The 15,431-nt window shown below is 58.3% G+C and carries 16 protein-coding genes and 1 other RNA gene; 4 read left to right on the top strand and 13 right to left on the bottom strand.

Annotated features, from left to right (window positions below; translation table 11 throughout):
- Window positions 1-5: 5 nt before the first annotated feature.
- The 9 genes from mraY to rsmI all read right to left on the bottom strand — a co-directional run bounded on the left by mraY (window position 6) and on the right by rsmI (window position 8,961).
- On the bottom strand, window positions 6-1,088 hold the full coding sequence (gene mraY / locus MME58_RS20980; protein ID WP_024687132.1) for a phospho-N-acetylmuramoyl-pentapeptide-transferase: 1,083 nt from the start codon (window positions 1,086-1,088) through the stop codon (window positions 6-8).
- Complete coding sequence (locus MME58_RS20985; RefSeq protein WP_055006906.1) at window positions 1,088-2,458, bottom strand: UDP-N-acetylmuramoyl-tripeptide--D-alanyl-D-alanine ligase; 1,371 nt, start codon at window positions 2,456-2,458, stop codon at window positions 1,088-1,090. The genes mraY and MME58_RS20985 overlap by 1 nt, the downstream gene beginning before the upstream one ends.
- A complete protein-coding gene (locus tag MME58_RS20990; protein ID WP_055006905.1) occupies window positions 2,451-3,914 on the bottom strand; it encodes a UDP-N-acetylmuramoyl-L-alanyl-D-glutamate--2,6-diaminopimelate ligase in 1,464 nt (487 codons plus the stop codon). Before MME58_RS20990 ends, MME58_RS20985 begins: the two co-directional genes overlap by 8 nt.
- Window positions 3,914-5,641 carry a peptidoglycan D,D-transpeptidase FtsI family protein gene (locus tag MME58_RS20995; protein WP_162491475.1) on the bottom strand — a complete coding sequence of 576 codons (1,728 nt, stop codon included), beginning with the start codon at window positions 5,639-5,641 and terminating at the stop codon, window positions 3,914-3,916. The genes MME58_RS20990 and MME58_RS20995 overlap by 1 nt, the downstream gene beginning before the upstream one ends.
- Window positions 5,641-5,934: a cell division protein FtsL gene (ftsL, locus tag MME58_RS21000; protein WP_002555053.1), complete on the bottom strand. Its 294-nt coding sequence runs from the start codon at window positions 5,932-5,934 to the stop codon at window positions 5,641-5,643. The genes MME58_RS20995 and ftsL overlap by 1 nt, the downstream gene beginning before the upstream one ends.
- Window positions 5,931-6,872: a 16S rRNA (cytosine(1402)-N(4))-methyltransferase RsmH gene (gene rsmH, locus MME58_RS21005; protein WP_082427601.1), complete on the bottom strand. Its 942-nt coding sequence runs from the start codon at window positions 6,870-6,872 to the stop codon at window positions 5,931-5,933. The genes ftsL and rsmH overlap by 4 nt, the downstream gene beginning before the upstream one ends.
- Window positions 6,873-6,874: 2 nt before the next feature.
- Window positions 6,875-7,330, bottom strand: coding sequence for a division/cell wall cluster transcriptional repressor MraZ (mraZ, locus tag MME58_RS21010; RefSeq protein ID WP_002555055.1), 456 nt, complete (start codon window positions 7,328-7,330; stop codon window positions 6,875-6,877).
- A 305-nt stretch (window positions 7,331-7,635) separates the two neighbouring features.
- An RNA gene (gene rnpB / locus MME58_RS21015) (RNase P RNA component class A) lies at window positions 7,636-7,993 on the bottom strand.
- 98 nt (window positions 7,994-8,091) lie between these two features.
- Entirely contained in the window at window positions 8,092-8,961 is an 870-nt protein-coding gene (rsmI, locus tag MME58_RS21020) for a 16S rRNA (cytidine(1402)-2'-O)-methyltransferase (protein ID WP_055006937.1), read from the bottom strand.
- 279 nt (window positions 8,962-9,240) lie between these two features.
- Here rsmI and MME58_RS21025 point away from each other — a divergent pair, with 279 nt between their 5' ends.
- The 4 genes from MME58_RS21025 to MME58_RS21040 all read left to right on the top strand — a co-directional run bounded on the left by MME58_RS21025 (window position 9,241) and on the right by MME58_RS21040 (window position 12,765).
- On the top strand, window positions 9,241-11,055 hold the full coding sequence (locus tag MME58_RS21025; RefSeq protein ID WP_055006904.1) for a penicillin-binding protein activator: 1,815 nt from the start codon (window positions 9,241-9,243) through the stop codon (window positions 11,053-11,055).
- Window positions 11,052-11,426, top strand: a complete 375-nt coding sequence (locus tag MME58_RS21030; RefSeq protein ID WP_054986670.1) for a YraN family protein — start codon at window positions 11,052-11,054, stop codon at window positions 11,424-11,426. Before MME58_RS21025 ends, MME58_RS21030 begins: the two co-directional genes overlap by 4 nt.
- Before the next feature lie 170 nt (window positions 11,427-11,596).
- Window positions 11,597-12,190, top strand: coding sequence for a phosphoheptose isomerase (locus MME58_RS21035; RefSeq protein WP_003418801.1), 594 nt, complete (start codon window positions 11,597-11,599; stop codon window positions 12,188-12,190).
- Window positions 12,187-12,765 (top strand): BON domain-containing protein, encoded by a 579-nt coding sequence (locus tag MME58_RS21040; RefSeq protein WP_055006903.1) that lies wholly within the window; start codon window positions 12,187-12,189, stop codon window positions 12,763-12,765. The genes MME58_RS21035 and MME58_RS21040 overlap by 4 nt, the downstream gene beginning before the upstream one ends.
- Window positions 12,766-12,825: 60 nt before the next feature.
- Here MME58_RS21040 and MME58_RS21045 read toward each other — a convergent pair whose 3' ends face one another.
- From MME58_RS21045 to rplM, 4 genes are all read right to left on the bottom strand, one after another.
- The gene (locus MME58_RS21045) at window positions 12,826-13,245 is read right to left on the bottom strand and encodes a ClpXP protease specificity-enhancing factor (protein ID WP_003313571.1); all 420 of its coding nucleotides are present in this window, start codon (window positions 13,243-13,245) and stop codon (window positions 12,826-12,828) included.
- A gap of 17 nt (window positions 13,246-13,262) precedes the next feature.
- Window positions 13,263-13,880, bottom strand: a complete 618-nt coding sequence (locus MME58_RS21050; RefSeq protein ID WP_054986671.1) for a glutathione S-transferase N-terminal domain-containing protein — start codon at window positions 13,878-13,880, stop codon at window positions 13,263-13,265.
- A 281-nt stretch (window positions 13,881-14,161) separates the two neighbouring features.
- Window positions 14,162-14,554: a 30S ribosomal protein S9 gene (rpsI, locus tag MME58_RS21055; RefSeq protein WP_002555064.1), complete on the bottom strand. Its 393-nt coding sequence runs from the start codon at window positions 14,552-14,554 to the stop codon at window positions 14,162-14,164.
- Between the two features lie 14 nt (window positions 14,555-14,568).
- Entirely contained in the window at window positions 14,569-14,997 is a 429-nt protein-coding gene (gene rplM, locus MME58_RS21060; protein ID WP_002555065.1) for a 50S ribosomal protein L13, read from the bottom strand.
- Window positions 14,998-15,431: the final 434 nt, after the last annotated feature.

Here is a 15,431-nt window from a genome sequence, read left to right on the forward strand (position 1 = left end):
TCGTTCTACCTCAGTTTCAGTGTGGCAAGGCCGATGAGCACCAGAATCACGGTGATGATCCAGAAACGGACAATCACGCGCGGCTCGGGCCAGCCTTTGAGTTCAAAGTGGTGATGGATCGGTGCCATGCGGAATACGCGACGACCGGTGAGTTTGAAAGACGCAACCTGAATAACCACTGAAAGGGTTTCCATCACGAACACGCCGCCCATGATGAACAGGACGATTTCCTGACGCACGATTACCGCCATGGTGCCCAGTGCTGCACCCAGCGCCAGTGCTCCCACGTCGCCCATGAAGACCTGCGCTGGATACGTGTTGAACCAGAGAAACCCGAGCCCTGCGCCGATCAGCGCGCCTGAGAACACAATCAGCTCACCCGCCCCTGGCACATAGGGAATCAGCAGGTATTCGGCAAACTTTACGTTGCCCGACAGGTAACAGAAGATGCCCAGCGCACCGCCCACCATCACCGTCGGCATGATCGCCAGACCGTCCAGACCGTCAGTCAGATTGACTGCATTGCTGGAGCCGACGATCACGAAATAGGTCAGGACGACAAAACCGATACCTAACGGGATGCGCACATCCTTGAGCATTGGCACGATCAGTGTGGTTTCGGTGGCAGACGGCGCAGTTGTGTAAAGAAAGATTGCTGCACAGAGGCCGAACACCGACTGCCAGAAATACTTCCAGCGACTGGGCAGGCCACGCGAATTCTTTTCGATCACCTTGCGGTAGTCATCGACCCAGCCGATGGCCCCGAACAGCAGTGTCACGAGCAACACCACCCAGACATAGCGGTTGCTCAGGTCAGCCCACAGCAATGTGCTGATACCAATGGACGACAGGATCAGCGCGCCGCCCATGGTCGGCGTACCCGATTTGGACAAATGCGACTGCGGACCGTCATTGCGCACCGACTGGCCGATCTGACGCATCTGCAGGGTACGGATCATCCACGGCCCCAGGCACAACGACAATGTCAGCGCAGTGAGCACGCCGAGAATCCCGCGCAATGACAGGTACTGAAAGACCGCGAAGCCTTTGTAGAACTGTTGTAAAAACTCGGCCAACAGCAGCAGCATCAATGTTTCTCCAAGCTAGAACCGCACAAGGCAGCCACGACGTTTTCCATGGCAGCGCTACGCGAGCCCTTGATCAGTAAAGTGGTATCGGGATCCTGCTCGGCGCCCAGCGCCGCGATCAGCTCCGCCTGACTGGCAAAGTGGTACGCATGCTCGCCAAAGGCGCTGACGGCATGAGTCATCAACGGACCGACGGCATACAGCGCCGAGACCTTGCCAGCGGCGTAGGCACCCACGTCGCGATGACCTTGCTCGGCCCATTCACCCAGCTCGCCGATATCGCCCAGCACCAGCACGGTACGACCCGTAAAACCGGTGAGGATGTCGACGGCCGCGTTGATCGAGGCAGGATTGGCGTTGTAGGTATCATCGATGACGCGCGTCCCGTCGCTGGCGATTTGCACAACAGCGCGTCCTTTGACCGGTTGCACGTTGTTCAGGCCCGTGACGATGCCTTCCAGCGTGACACCCAATGCACATCCGGCAGCCGCAGCCGCCAGTGCGTTGGTCACGTTGTGCGCGCCCAGAAGGTTCAACTGGACCTGTGCCGTACCCAACGGACTATTGATGGTGAAACCTGGACAGCCTCGCGCATCACGACTGATTTCGCTGGCGTACAGGTCCGCAGCCGGATCGCTCAGTGCAAAGGTCAGAACGTTGCGATTACCGGCGCGCTTGCGCCAGATCGGGAACGCCTTGTCCTCCAGGTTCAGCACTGCCGTGCCGCTGGCATCAAGGCCTTCCAGAATTTCGCCTTTGGCTTCGACAATTTTGTCCGGACCGCCAAACTCACCGACATGGGCGGTTCCGGCATTGGTGATCATGGCGACATGCGGCTTGGTGAGGCTCACGGTGTAGGCAATCTCGCCAACTCGCGACGCACCCAGTTCGATGACGGCAGAGGAATATTGAGGGGCCAGTTCCAGCAGAGTCAGCGGAACGCCCAGTTCGTTGTTCAGGTTGCCACGGGTAGCCAGCACCGGACCGCGCGTGCGCAGGATGCTGGCGAGCATTTCCTTGACCGTGGTCTTGCCGCTCGAACCGGTGACGGCGGCCACTGGCCTGTCGACAAAGGCATTGCGATTCATCGCGCCCAGTTGCGCAAGGGCTTTGCGGGTGTCCAGCACGACCAGTTGTGGCAAGACAGCGCCCTGCACTTCGCGCTCGACCAAAGCTCCGACCGCGCCTTTGGCAGCCACTTGATCGAGATACGCGTGACCGTCAAAGCGAGGACCAGTCAGGGCTACGAACAGCTGGCCCGGCTCAATGCCGCGGCTATCGGTGCTCACACCTGCAAAACTGCAATCGCCACCGACCATGTTCGCATCAAGTGGTACAACCAGTTCGCTGAATGTCATTGGCTTAAGCATTCGCAGGCCCCCATGTGGCAAGCGCCCTGGCAGCTTCCTGCAGATCGGAAAATGGCTGACGCTGGCCATTGATTTCCTGATAGTCCTCGTGTCCTTTGCCGGCCAGGACCACGACATCATCGGCACTGGCGCTGGCAATCAGCTCGGCAATAGCCTGCCCGCGACCTTCAATGAAGCGCACCTTGTCGGCAGCAACAAATCCAGGGCGGATGTCGTCAAAAATGCCGGCCGGCGATTCGGAGCGCGGGTTGTCGTCGGTGACCCACACACCGTCGGCCAGACGTTCGACCACTTCAGCCATCAGCGGGCGCTTGCCGCGATCACGATCGCCACCGCAGCCGAACAGGCACAACAAGCGCCCCTTCGCGTGCGGACGCAGTGCTTGAAGGACTTTTTCCAAAGCATCCGGGGTATGCGCGTAATCGACGACTACAAGCGGTTTGTCGGCACCGCCCAAGCGCTGCATGCGTCCGACCGGGCCTTCGAGTTTCGGCAGCGCCTTGAGAATTTCGTCCAGCGCGTAGTCCAGGCCCAGCAGTGCGCCGACCGCGGCCAGCACATTGCTCAAGTTGAAACGACCCAACAGGCTGCTGCGCAGAAAGTGCTCGCCCTGAGGCGTGACCAGCCTGGCACGCACGCCATCGTCATCGAACTTCGCATCGCGGCAATACAGGTAGGCCGAGCTGTCCAGCTGGCTGTAGGTGATCAGGCGCGACTCTTGTTTGACGGCGGCCAGTTCACGACCGAAATCGTCATCCAGGTTGATCACCCGGCACTTGAGATCGGACCATGCGAACAGCTTTGCCTTGGCGGCAGCGTATGCCTCCATGGTGCCGTGATAATCCAGATGATCGCGGGACAGGTTGGTCAGCACCGCCACATCAAAGGCCAACGCCGCAGCACGTCCCTGATCGAGACCGTGGGACGAGACTTCCATCGCCACTGCGCGTGCACCGGCCTTTTTCAGATCGGTCAGCGTCGCCTGCACGGCAATCGGATCAGGCGTGGTATGACGCCCGCTTTGCAGCGCGCCGTAGAAGCCGGTGCCCAGGGTGCCGACGATGCCGCAACGCTGACCCAAGGCGTCAAGCGCCTGGGCAACCAACTGGGTCACACTGGTCTTGCCGTTGGTGCCGGTGACACCGACCAGATTCAGGCTTCGGCTCGGGTCGCCATAGAAACGACCGGCGATGGCGGACAACTGCGCTGCGAGGCCTTTGACCGGTATCAACGGCACGTCGGTGATCGGCAGAACGGTCGAGCCCTCCACCTCATACGCCACAGCCGCTGCGCCACGCTTGAGCGCATCGGCGATATGTGCGCGGCCGTCGACCTTGATGCCCGGTACGGCCAGAAAAAGATCGCCTGGGCGAACATTGCGGCTGTCCAGGGTCAACTCGCGAATCAATGGATCGCGGTCGGTGTGAGCGAAGATCTTGCTCAGATTAAAGGCCATCAACCACGCCCTCCTTTGGCTACCGGTGCTGCATTGACTTGTTCCGGTGGCGCAAGGTTGTCAGGCGTCACGTTCATCAGACGCAACGTGCCGGACATGACCTTGCTGAATACCGGTGCCGAAACCAGACCGCCGTAGTAACCGCCCTTGCTCGGCTCGTCGATGACCACGACGATGGCATAGCGCGGGTTACTCATCGGTCCGAAACCGGCGAACAGTGAGCGATAGGAGTTCTCCGCATAGCCCTTGGTGCCAATAGACGTCTTGCGCGCCGTACCACTCTTGCCGCCGACGTGATAGGAAGGCACACGGGCGCGATATACCCCGCGCGGGTCTTCGATGACCTGCTGCAACATGCCCTGCAGGGTCTTTGCAGTTTTTTCGGGAATGGCCTGGGTCGAATCCGGCTCTTTATCCGTTTTAAGAATGGTCAACGGCACAATACGACCGTTGTTGGCCAGCGCGCCATAAGCGTGCACCAATTGCAAAGCAGTGACCGACAGACCGTAGCCGTATGACAGCGTGGCGGTTTCCGCCTTGCGCCATTCACGGTAATTGGGCAGGTTGCCAACGCGCTCGCCGGGGAAGCCGAGGCCGGTGTATTGACCGAAGCCAACGCGCTGCATGGCACGGAAGATGGCTTCACCGCCCACATCAAACGCGACCTTGCTCATGCCAACGTTACTGGAGTTGATCAGGATGCCGGTCAGATCGAGGATCGGACCTTCGGTCTTGGTCACGTCACGAATGGTGTATTTGCCGATCTGCAAGGTGCCCGGATACACCTCGACCTTGTCGGTCGGCTTCCAGCGGCCACTGTCCAGCGCAGCGGTCATGGAGATCGGCTTCATGGTCGAACCCGGTTCGAACACGTCGATGATCGCCCGGTTGCGCATGGCTGCAGGGACCATGGTGCGGCGGTTGTTCGGGTTGTAGGTCGGCTGGTTGACCATCGCCAGAACCTCCCCGGTCTTCACGTCCATGATCACCATGCTGCCTGCCTTGGCTTCGTTTTCCACGATGGCGTTGCGCAGTTCACGGGTCGCCAGATATTGCAGGCGCAGATCAATGGACAAAGCCAAGGTCTTTCCGGCCTTGGCATTTTTGGTTACCTGAACATCCTTGATCAGTCGGCCACGCCGGTCCTTGATGACCTGACGCTTGCCGGGCACGCCAGCGAGCCAGTCATCATAAGCCAGCTCGACGCCTTCACGACCGTGGTCATCAAGGTCGGTAAAGCCGACCATGTGCGCAGTGACATCGCCTGCCGGATAAAAGCGGCGAAATTCCTCGATGCCGTAGACACCGGGCACTTTCAGATCGATGACCGACTGACCCTGCTCTGGCGTCAGGCCTCGGACCAGATAGATGAATTCCTTGGTCGCCTGCGAGTCCAGTCGCTCGGTCAATGCCTTGAGGTCCTGACCCAGAGCTGCGGCAAGCATCGGCCACTTGGATTTGTCCTGCTGCATTTCACGCGGGTTGGCCCACAGCGTTGTTACCGGAGTACTGACTGCCAGCGGTTCGCCGTTGCGGTCGGTGATCAGGCCACGGTGCGCCGGAATAGGGATGTGCCGAAGGCTGCGCGCATCGCCCTGCTCTTTTAGAAAGGTATGGTCGATGACCTGCAGGTCGACGATGCGCCAGCAAATGGCGAGCACGAGGGACACCAGCAGCCCCACGACCACGCGAAAACGCCACGGATACAGAGCGCCTTCAAGTTTCATCATGGCGCCACCATCCGCACTTCGGCAGCGCTGGGGATGCGCATCTTCAGCTGTTCGGTGGCCAGATTTTCGATACGGCTGTGCGCCGTCCAGGTGCTCTGCTCGAGGATCAGACGCCCCCACTCGGCCTGCGCCTTGTCGCGCACGCTCATTTCCGAATACAGCGAATTGAGCAACTGACGGTTCCAATGAGCGCTATAGGAAACGCCAATCGCCGAAATCAGGACGGCAATAAACAGCAGCAGCATAATGAAGCTGCCGCCCGGGAGAGGCTTCAGGAACAGACGGCTCACCTGAGCTTCTCCGCTACACGCATGACAGCACTGCGCGAGCGCGGATTGGCTTTGGTTTCGACATCCGAAGCGAACCGGGCCTTGCCGTGGATCTTGATTTTTGGCTCGAATGGCTTGAACTGGATCGGCAAGTTACGCGGCATGTTGTCGGCTTCGCCCTTGGCGAGCTTGCGCATGAACAACTTGACGATGCGGTCTTCCAGCGAATGAAAACTGATGACGACAAGACGACCACCGACCTCCAACGCATCAAGCGCAGCTTCAAGGCCGGTTTCCAGATCACCCAGCTCGTTGTTCACGTGAATACGCAGCCCTTGAAAGGCACGCGTTGCAGGATTCTTGCCCTTTTCCCAGGCAGGGTTGGCAACCTTGAGGACTTCCGCCAGGTCGGCTGTACGCTCGAAAGGCTGCACGTCACGGCGCGCGACGACGGCGTTGGCCATGCGCTTGGCAAATCGCTCTTCGCCGTATTCCTTGAATACACGGGCAATTTCTTCGGCGGGCGCGGAGGCAATGAACTCGGCAGCGCTTACGCCACGAGTAGGGTCCATGCGCATGTCCAGTGGACCGTCGTTCATGAAGCTGAAACCGCGCTCGGGATCATCCAGTTGCGGGGACGACACACCCAGGTCCAGCAGAATACCGCTTACCTTTCCAGCCAGACCGCGCTCTTGCGCCTCCGAGCCCAGCTCGGCAAAGCTGCGCTGCACAATGACAAAGCGGCCGTCTTCGGCCGCTAGCGCTTGCCCGGTGGCAATCGCTTGAGGGTCCTTGTCGAATCCCAGAAGCCGGCCATCGGGGCCAAGCTGGCTCAATATAAGACGACTATGCCCGCCACGTCCGAACGTGCCGTCCAGATAGCAGCCATCGGCGCGCACCGCGAGAGCCTCCACGGCTTCTTCAAGCAGCACGGTGATGTGGGTAAAGCCGCTATTCATAGTCACAGGATCAAATCACGTAATTCGTCGGGCATCGCGCCAGGTTTTTGAATGGCAGCCAGGTCAGCATCAGCAAGAGCATTCCAGGCGTCCTCGTCCCACAGTTGAAACTTGTTGAGTTGGCCCACCAGCATTACGCGCTTATCCAGCCTGGCATACTCGCGCAGGCGTGGCGGCACCAGAAAACGCCCGCTGCCATCGAGTTCCAGATCGACGGCATTACCAATCAGAAGCCTTTGCAGGCGACGGTTCTCTTCACGAAACGTCGCCAGATCACGAAGTTTTGCCTCTATCAGCTCCCATTCGGAAAGCGGATAAAGGCAAAGGCAGGGATCAACGGCATCAATAGTCACGATAAGTTGCCCGGCACTACGCGAATCCAACTCGTCACGGTACCGGCTCGGCATAGCGAGACGGCCCTTGGCATCGAGATTGATCGCGTTGGCACCACGGAACACAGGCGCATTCTCCAAATATTAGCTTTTTGCGCTGAAAAAACCCACTTCGTGCCACTTTCTGCCACTTGTGCACACTATAGGAACGCGCCCACCACACCGTCAAGGCACGGTCTTAAGGAAAACCCTTACATTTCGGAGATTTAGGAGAGGTATCGGGTATAAAAGGGTAATTTTACGAAGGCTCTGACAGATAAATCCCACACAACTCAAACCGTTGCGATCAGAAGTTAATGTGATTTATGAGCTATAAGATTTTTTTGGTATTACGGGAGGGATTTGCTGCTTGAAACGAAGGGTGAAAAAAGGTGGAGAGTCGATCTGTAAGCCGGGTTCTGTCGAGAACAGTCATTCCTCTACGACGGCCATCACTGGACGTCTTTAGCAACCTACCCGGTTCCAGCGCGGGCCACGCCTAGGAACCCTATTTGGTCTTGCTCCGAGTGGGGTTTACCTTGCCACGAACTGTTACCAGACGTGCGGTGCGCTCTTACCGCACCTTTTCACCCTTACCGGCACCGAAGTGCTTAGGCGGTTATTTTCTGTGGCACTTTCCGTAGGCTCACGCCTCCCAGGCGTTACCTGGCACTCCGCCCTATGGAGCCCGGACTTTCCTCCCCCCCCTGTTGCGGAACAACAAGAGGCAGCGACTGTCCAATCGACTCTCCGCCGACAAGGTTAGCGGCACATGCCACCAAGAACAAGCTTTAATAGCATGTGCGATGCGCTTGCCCCCTTTATTTGCCCTCTTCAAAAGCCATTCATCATTCCTTCTGCTTTTCCAGCGCCACCTGATAAAGGAGGTTCTTGCGCACGCCGGTTATCTCGGCTGCCAAGGCTGCAGCGCGCTTGAGCGGCATCTCCGCGAGCAGTAGATCAAGTATGCGGCGCGCCTCTTCACCGATGACATCCTCGCCCTCGGGCGGCGTCCAGCCCGCTACCAGCACAACGCACTCGCCACGCCGCTGATTACTGTCGGCCTCGACGAACGCCCGCAGCTCACCCAATGGCAGACCTTTGAGCGTTTCGAAAGTTTTGGTTATTTCACGTGCCAGCAAGGCCTGACGGTCAGCACCGAAGACCAGCTCCATATCTTGAAGACACTCGAGAATCCGGTGCGGCGCCTCATAGAAGATAAGCGTGCGTGGCTCTTCCCTGACCCGCTCGAGTTTTGCCTTGCGACCTGCAGTTTTGGCCGGGAGGAAGCCCTCGAAAATAAACCGGTCCGAAGGCAGCCCGGCCGCCGAAAGAGCAGCAATCAAGGCACAGGCGCCAGGCACCGGGACCACCGGTACACCGGCGGCACGCGCCTGACGTACCAGGTGATAACCGGGATCGGAAATCAACGGCGTGCCTGCATCGGAAATCAGCGCAACATCGTCGCCAGCCAGCAGACGCGTAATGAAACGACTACCCTCATCACGTTCGTTATGCTCGTGGCAGGCAGCCAGCGGAGTTGAAATCCCGAAATGCTGCATAAGACGCGCCGAATGGCGAGTGTCTTCAGCCGCAATCAGCGCGACTTCACGCAACACCTTCAATGCTCGCACGCTCATGTCGTCCAGATTGCCGATAGGAGTCGCCACTACATAAAGCGAGCCTGGAGTGGAATTCGAAACAACCGGAACAGTCAAAACGCAGACCTCATAGGTTAAGGCGGGTACCTGGAAGGACATAGTGTACAGGCTGAAGCCCGGCCGAGCGGTTCGCGCATCAGGGATGCAGATAAAAAGGAATATAAACATGATCAAGCCTGAGCATGAAGCACGATACCCCTCTCGAATTGAACGATTCGGCCATAGGATGACCCTAACGCCACCAATATCATGGCTTTAAACACCTTCGACATCGCACCCCGGCCAGCGCTTGGGTACAATTCCCCGCTAATTCGCTCGAGTTTCAGGAACATACCAATGATCGCTTGTCTGCGGCTGCTCTCTGCCCTCTGCCTCGCTGCCCTTCTCGCAGCGTGTGCCAGCTCGCCCTCGTCCAGTCTTGGCGAGCTGCCTCGAACCCCTGACGCCAGTATCGAGCAGTTGCTTGATCAGGCCGCCAGCGCCAAGACACCCGAGCAGGCCGCAACGCTGCGCCTGAGCGCTGCCGACCTGGCGAGCCGCCAGAACGACGCAGGACGCGCTGCACAGATCCTCGGACAAGTGCAGATCGACCAGCTCAAACCTGGCCTGCAGGTTTTTGCCAGCACACTGTCAGCAGAACTGGCGATGGGCCGTAACCAGCCCAAGGCAGCACTGACAGCACTGAACCATCCAAGCATGCAGCGCCTGGGCGAACTGTCGGTCGAGCAGCAGGTTCGCACTCACATGGTCAAGGCACGCGCACTGGAGGCTGATGGTCAGGCTCTGGCAGCGGCCAACGAGCGGGTATTTGCCAGCCCCCTGCTGCAAGGCGCAGAAGCCAGCGCCAACAATGATGCGATCTGGACCCTGGTATCCGCCCTCCCTGCCGAGCAACTGCAAAGCACCGCCACCGACGATATGGGCGGTTGGCTGAACCTCGCTCGCTCGATCAAGGGCGCTGGCACGCTCGAGCAACAACAGGCCGCCATCGACAGCTGGAAAGCCCAGAACCCGAAACACCCTGCCGCATTGCAATTGCCTACCGCCCTTGCGCAATTACGCGCCCTCACTAGCGAGCCGATTACCAAAATTGCTCTGCTGCTGCCACAGGACGGTCAACTGGCCGCTGTTGCCAAAGCGCTGCGTGAAGGCTTCATGGCTGCGCACTTTCAGGCGCAACAAGCAGGACAGAATCCACCCGCCATCCAGGTTTTCGACAGCTCGCGCGTCACCTCGATGGACGAGTTCTACCGCCAGGCTCAGGCCGCCGGCGTACAACTGGTCGTCGGCCCGCTGGAAAAAAATCTCGTCAAGCAGTTGAACAGCCGTCAGCAATTGCCAATTACCACCCTGGCACTGAACTACAGCGACACCAGCAACGAAGGTCCTGCTCAGCTGTATCAGTTCGGCCTGGCCGCAGAAGACGAAGCCCGCGAAGTTGCACGTCGCGCCTGGGCAGACGGCAAGCGCAGCGCCGTTGCGATGGTGCCGAAAGGCGAATGGGGCGACCGGGTGCTGGATGCCTTCCGCAAGAGCTGGCAGGCCAAGGGCGGCACGCTGATTGCCGCCGAACACGTTGACCAACCTGTCGAATTGGCACAGCAGGTCGCAGATCTGTTCCAGTTGCGCAACAGCGAGGGACGCGCTCAGCGACTGCAAAGCACTGCCGGCACTCAGGTAGCCGCTCAGCCCAGCCGTCGCCAAGACATCGACTTCATGTTCCTTGCCGCAACGCCTCAGCAAGCGCAGCAGATCAAGCCGACCATGGTCTTCCAGTACGCAGGCGACGTTCCGGTCTACGCCACTTCGCATCTGTTCACCAACAGCAACGATCATGCACAGTACATGGACCTCAACGGCGTACGCTTCTGCGAAACCCCCTGGCTGCTGAATGCCGAAGACCCGCTGCGCCAGCAAGTCACCGCGCAATGGCCCCAGGCCGCAGGCAGCCTGGGTCGCCTGTACGCAATGGGTATCGACGCCTACCGCCTGGCCCCACGCCTGGCCCAGCTCAAGGCAATGCCGGATAGCCGCATTGACGGGCTGTCCGGCAGCCTGAGCCTGAACCCGGGCCGCCGCGTCGAACGCCAACTTCCGTGGGCCGAATTCGTCGATGGCAAGATCCAGCGCCTACCGGACACCGCACCTTGACGCAACGCAGCACCCGCCAGCAAGCAGGGCGCGAGGCCGAAGCCTTCGCCCTGCAGTTTTTGCAACAGCAGGGGCTGAGCCTTATCGAGCAAAACTGGTTATGCAAACGCGGCGAGCTTGATCTAGTCATGCTTGACGGCGATACAGTAGTATTCGTCGAAGTTCGCTACCGGCGTCATTCCGGCTGGGGCGGAGCCATGGAAAGCGTCGATTTTCGCAAGCAGGAAAAACTCGTCACCGCCGCACAGCTTTTTCTGCAACAAGTAACAGGCTGGGCCAGTCACCCCTGTCGCTTCGACGTAATCGCCATTGAAGGCGAACCCGGCAAGGCTGCACCGCTGAACTGGATCAAGAGCGCTTTTGACAGCTGACCTGGCTCAGTGAAGCAGCAGCCCCACTTGAGCCATGACCTGCAATACACTACAGCCCTCACCGATTTCGCTATTTGTTTTGCCGGCTGCACACCCGTTTGTGCCGGATAGCTCCCGGGAAAACCCGGCGCATCCGCCCGCCGCCGTACGCTCTAATTAAGGTCACATTGATGGACATGCAATCCCGAATTCGCCGGCTGTTCCAGGCCAGCATCGAAACCAAGCAACAGGCGATGGAAGTCCTTGCACCCTTTATCGAGCAAGCCAGTCAGGTCATGGTCAATGCCCTGCTCAACGAGGGCAAGATGCTCGCGTGCGGCAACGGCGGGTCTGCTGGCGATGCACAACACTTTTCCTCGGAATTGCTCAACCGCTTCGAACGCGAGCGGCCGAGCCTGCCGGCCATTGCACTGACAACCGACAGCTCGACGATTACCTCGATCGCCAACGATTACAGCTACAACGAAATCTTCTCCAAGCAGATCCGCGCACTGGGTCAACCAGGCGATGTTTTGCTGGCCATTTCCACCAGTGGCAACTCGGCGAATATTATTCAAGCCATCCAGGCCGCACATGATCGCGAAATGATTGTCGTAGCATTAACGGGACGCGACGGTGGCGGCATGGCCTCACTGCTATTGCCCGAGGATGTGGAGATCCGCGTACCCGCCAATGTCACGGCACGCATACAAGAAGTCCATCTGCTGGCGATCCATTGCCTTTGCGATTTGATCGACAGCCAACTGTTCGGGAGTGAAGAATGACCCCTAATCGTCTTAGCCTACTGGTTCTGACACTGTGCCTCAGCATCACCGGATGCAGCTCGGTGATCACGGCCACTCGCGAAAAACCGATCGAAGACGATCGCGGCACGCGCACCTTCGGCAGCAAGATCGACGACTCGCTGATCGAGACCAAGGCAGCCGTCAACATCTCCAAAGCCAACCCTGACCTCGCAGAGGGCTCGCACATCGTCGTGACCAGCTTCAACGGCATCGTGCTGCTGGCTGGCCAGACACCGCGCGCCGACCTCAAGGCCATGGCTGAACAAGCCGCCAGCGCCGTTCAGCGCGTCAAGAAGGTCAACAACGAACTGCAGGTGATGGCACCCTCCTCACTGCTGGCCCGCAACAACGACGCATGGCTGACCACCAAGATCAAAAGCCAGATGATCGCTGACGCATCCATCCCTGGCTCGCGCATCAAGGTGGTGACCGAGAACGGCATCGTCTTCCTGCTGGGCCTGGTAACCCATGACGAAGCCAATCGCGCCACCAACCTGGTACAGGGCGTCTCAGGCGTGCAGAAGATCGTCAAACTCTTCGAGTACATCGACTGACGGGCAACCGACAGACAATAAAAAAGGCGATCCGAAGATCGCCTTTTTTATGCCTGTCTTTTACTTGACGACCTTCAGACTCGGCCGACCGCTCGGGCGTGGCGGTTCGCTGTCTGGCGGAGGTGTATCGTCTTCGATCTCGATCTCGATTTCCTCGCCCTCCTCCATGGAGGGCTCCAGATCGAAAACCATGCCCTGACCGTTCTCACGGGCATAAATACCCAGAATGGCAGCGACAGGCACATAAAGCGTGTGCGGCACACCACCGAAGCGGCCTTCGAAGCTCACCGCCTCGTTATCCATGTGCAGATGACGCACTGCACTTGGCGAGACATTCAAGACAATCTGCCCGTCGTTGGCAAACCCTTGCGGGACCTGCACCGAGGGGTAATCCGCATTGACCAGCACATGCGGGGTGCAATCGTTATCGACGATCCACTCATAGAGAGCGCGAACAAGATAAGGGCGACTGGAGTTCATTAACGGCTCCTTAAGCCTTAGCGCATTTCACGTTCGGCAGCAGACAGACTCGCCTGAAAAGCCTCACGCGCAAATTGGCGCTCCATGTAATCAAGCAACGGCTTGGCAGGCCGCGGCAATTCAATACCCAAAATTGGCAAACGCCAGAGTATGGGGAGTAGACAGCAATCGACGAGACTTAGCTCGTCACTCATGAAAAAAGCTTTTTCCGCGAACAACGGGGAAACCCCGGCCAGGCTCTCACGAAGCTCCTTGCGTGCCTGGACGCGAGCAGGCTCTTTGCTGCGCGTGTCGAGGATCAGGTCCACAAGCCCACACCAGTCTCGCTGGATGCGATGGATCAGCAGCCGACTGTTGGCGCGAGCCACCGGATAGACAGGCAGCAAGGGTGGATGCGGATAACGCTCATCCAGATATTCCATGACCACCGTCGACTCGTACAACGCCAGATCACGATCGACGAGGGTCGGCAAGCTGCCATACGGATTTACTTCAATCAGCTGCGGCGGATGACGACCCGCCACGACTTCAATAATTTCGGCGCTGACACCCTTCTCGGCGAGCACAATGCGTACGCGATGAGAATAGTGGTCGGCGGGGTCGGAGTAACAGGCCAACCGGTTGGTCACGCCCATGGTGATCCTCCTCGCTTGTTAAAATTTATCGGACAGACAAACGAACACGCCCTCAGAGCGCATCCGATAATGAACGCAACAGCACAGTTGTTCGTCGCGGGCCACAAGATAGCTCATTTACACGACGTAAATTCCGCAATCTTCGTCGACAGGTCTATAAATCTCGCTCTATCGACGCGGCACGCCCACGCTCAAAACACCAGAACCGCAAAAATCACGCCCATAAAAAAACGCCCAGCCCCGCGAGGGGGTGGACGTTCTTTCTTTGAACGAAGAGCGAATTAACGCTTCGAGTACTGCGGACGCTTACGCGCTTTACGCAGACCGACTTTCTTACGTTCAACTTCACGAGCATCGCGAGTCACGAAGCCTGCTTTACGCAGCGCACCGCGCAGAGTCTCGTCGTACTGCATCAAAGCGCGAGTGATACCGTGGCGAATTGCGCCAGCCTGACCACTTACACCGCCACCGATAACGGTGACGTAGATGTCGAACTTTTCAACTGTCTCGGTCAGTTCCAGCGGCTGACGAACTACCATGCGGGCAGTTTCGCGACCGAAGAAATTGTCCAGGGAGCGGTTGTTGATCGAGATGTTACCAGTACCCGGACGCAGGAAAACGCGAGCGGTTGCGGTCTTGCGACGGCCAGTGCCGTAATTTTGAGTCGCCGACATAATGAACTATTCCGTTAAAACTTCAGTTCTTGGGGCTGCTGAGCAGTATGAGGGTGTACAGCGCCCGCATAGACTTTCAGCTTACGATACATGTCGCGACCCAGCGGGTTCTTAGGCAGCATGCCTTTGACCGCGGTCTCGATCACGCGCTCAGGAGCTTTGGCGATCAGCTTTTCGAAGTTGATCGACTTGATCCCGCCCGGAAAACCGGAGTGTGAGTAGTAGATCTTGTCGGTGGTTTTGGCACCAGTAACGCGGATCTGCTCGGCATTGATCACGACGATATAGTCGCCGGTATCAACGTGCGGAGTGTATTCCGGCTTGTGCTTGCCACGCAGACGGCTCGCGATTTCGGTGGCCAGACGACCCAGGGTCTGACCAGCAGCGTCGACGACGAACCAGTCGCGCTTAACTGTTTCCGGTTTAGCAGTAAAAGTTTTCATTCTTTATAGCCTCAGGGGCCGCCCTGAAAATTAGACGGCGGATCTTACTGAATAGTGCGTACTTTGACAAGTCAAAGGCAGCCGGAAACAGACGCTATCGGGGGCTCGGGTCAGCGCGTCCGTTATACGGCAAGATTCTTCGGCAGACGGCGCATCACTTCCACTGCAAAGAGCTGGCGGATTATACAGACTGTAAAAATAACCTCAACCGGATTTTTTGTTCACATTCTGTTTATTGCCTGCGAGGTGTGGATTGGCGGATATTTGCGCCTTTAGCATAAGGCCATCATGCGCACCTCTCGCAGGGATCCTGACATGAGGAGGCTGGACAGGCCCGATAAAAAATAAGACGATCCAGCCGTTGCTTGACCATTTACCCATATAAGAATAACGATTATGCCGATCCAACACGCCACTCCGCTGCGCCGCGTAAG

Origin of the sequence: Pseudomonas syringae pv. tagetis, assembly GCF_022557255.1 — a bacterium.
In the GTDB taxonomy this organism is placed as follows: Bacteria; Pseudomonadota; Gammaproteobacteria; order Pseudomonadales; family Pseudomonadaceae; genus Aquipseudomonas; species Aquipseudomonas caricapapayae.

Excerpts from the sequence above, each read along its gene's own strand:
- rpsI (WP_002555064.1), bottom strand. The coding sequence starts at position 14,554 with ATGTCGGCGACTCAAAATTACGGCACTGGCCGTCGCAAGACCGCAACC.
- MME58_RS20995 (WP_162491475.1), bottom strand. The coding sequence starts at position 5,641 with ATGAAACTTGAAGGCGCTCTGTATCCGTGGCGTTTTCGCGTGGTCGTG.
- MME58_RS21035 (WP_003418801.1), top strand. The coding sequence starts at position 11,597 with ATGGACATGCAATCCCGAATTCGCCGGCTGTTCCAGGCCAGCATCGAA.
- MME58_RS21025 (WP_055006904.1), top strand. The coding sequence starts at position 9,241 with ATGATCGCTTGTCTGCGGCTGCTCTCTGCCCTCTGCCTCGCTGCCCTT.
- MME58_RS21040 (WP_055006903.1), top strand. The coding sequence starts at position 12,187 with ATGACCCCTAATCGTCTTAGCCTACTGGTTCTGACACTGTGCCTCAGC.
- MME58_RS20990 (WP_055006905.1), bottom strand. The coding sequence starts at position 3,914 with ATGGCCTTTAATCTGAGCAAGATCTTCGCTCACACCGACCGCGATCCA.
- MME58_RS20985 (WP_055006906.1), bottom strand. The coding sequence starts at position 2,458 with ATGCTTAAGCCAATGACATTCAGCGAACTGGTTGTACCACTTGATGCG.
- MME58_RS21045 (WP_003313571.1), bottom strand. The coding sequence starts at position 13,245 with ATGAACTCCAGTCGCCCTTATCTTGTTCGCGCTCTCTATGAGTGGATC.
- rplM (WP_002555065.1), bottom strand. The coding sequence starts at position 14,997 with ATGAAAACTTTTACTGCTAAACCGGAAACAGTTAAGCGCGACTGGTTC.
- mraY (WP_024687132.1), bottom strand. The coding sequence starts at position 1,088 with ATGCTGCTGCTGTTGGCCGAGTTTTTACAACAGTTCTACAAAGGCTTC.
- rsmH (WP_082427601.1), bottom strand. The coding sequence starts at position 6,872 with ATGAATAGCGGCTTTACCCACATCACCGTGCTGCTTGAAGAAGCCGTG.
- MME58_RS21050 (WP_054986671.1), bottom strand. The coding sequence starts at position 13,880 with ATGGGCGTGACCAACCGGTTGGCCTGTTACTCCGACCCCGCCGACCAC.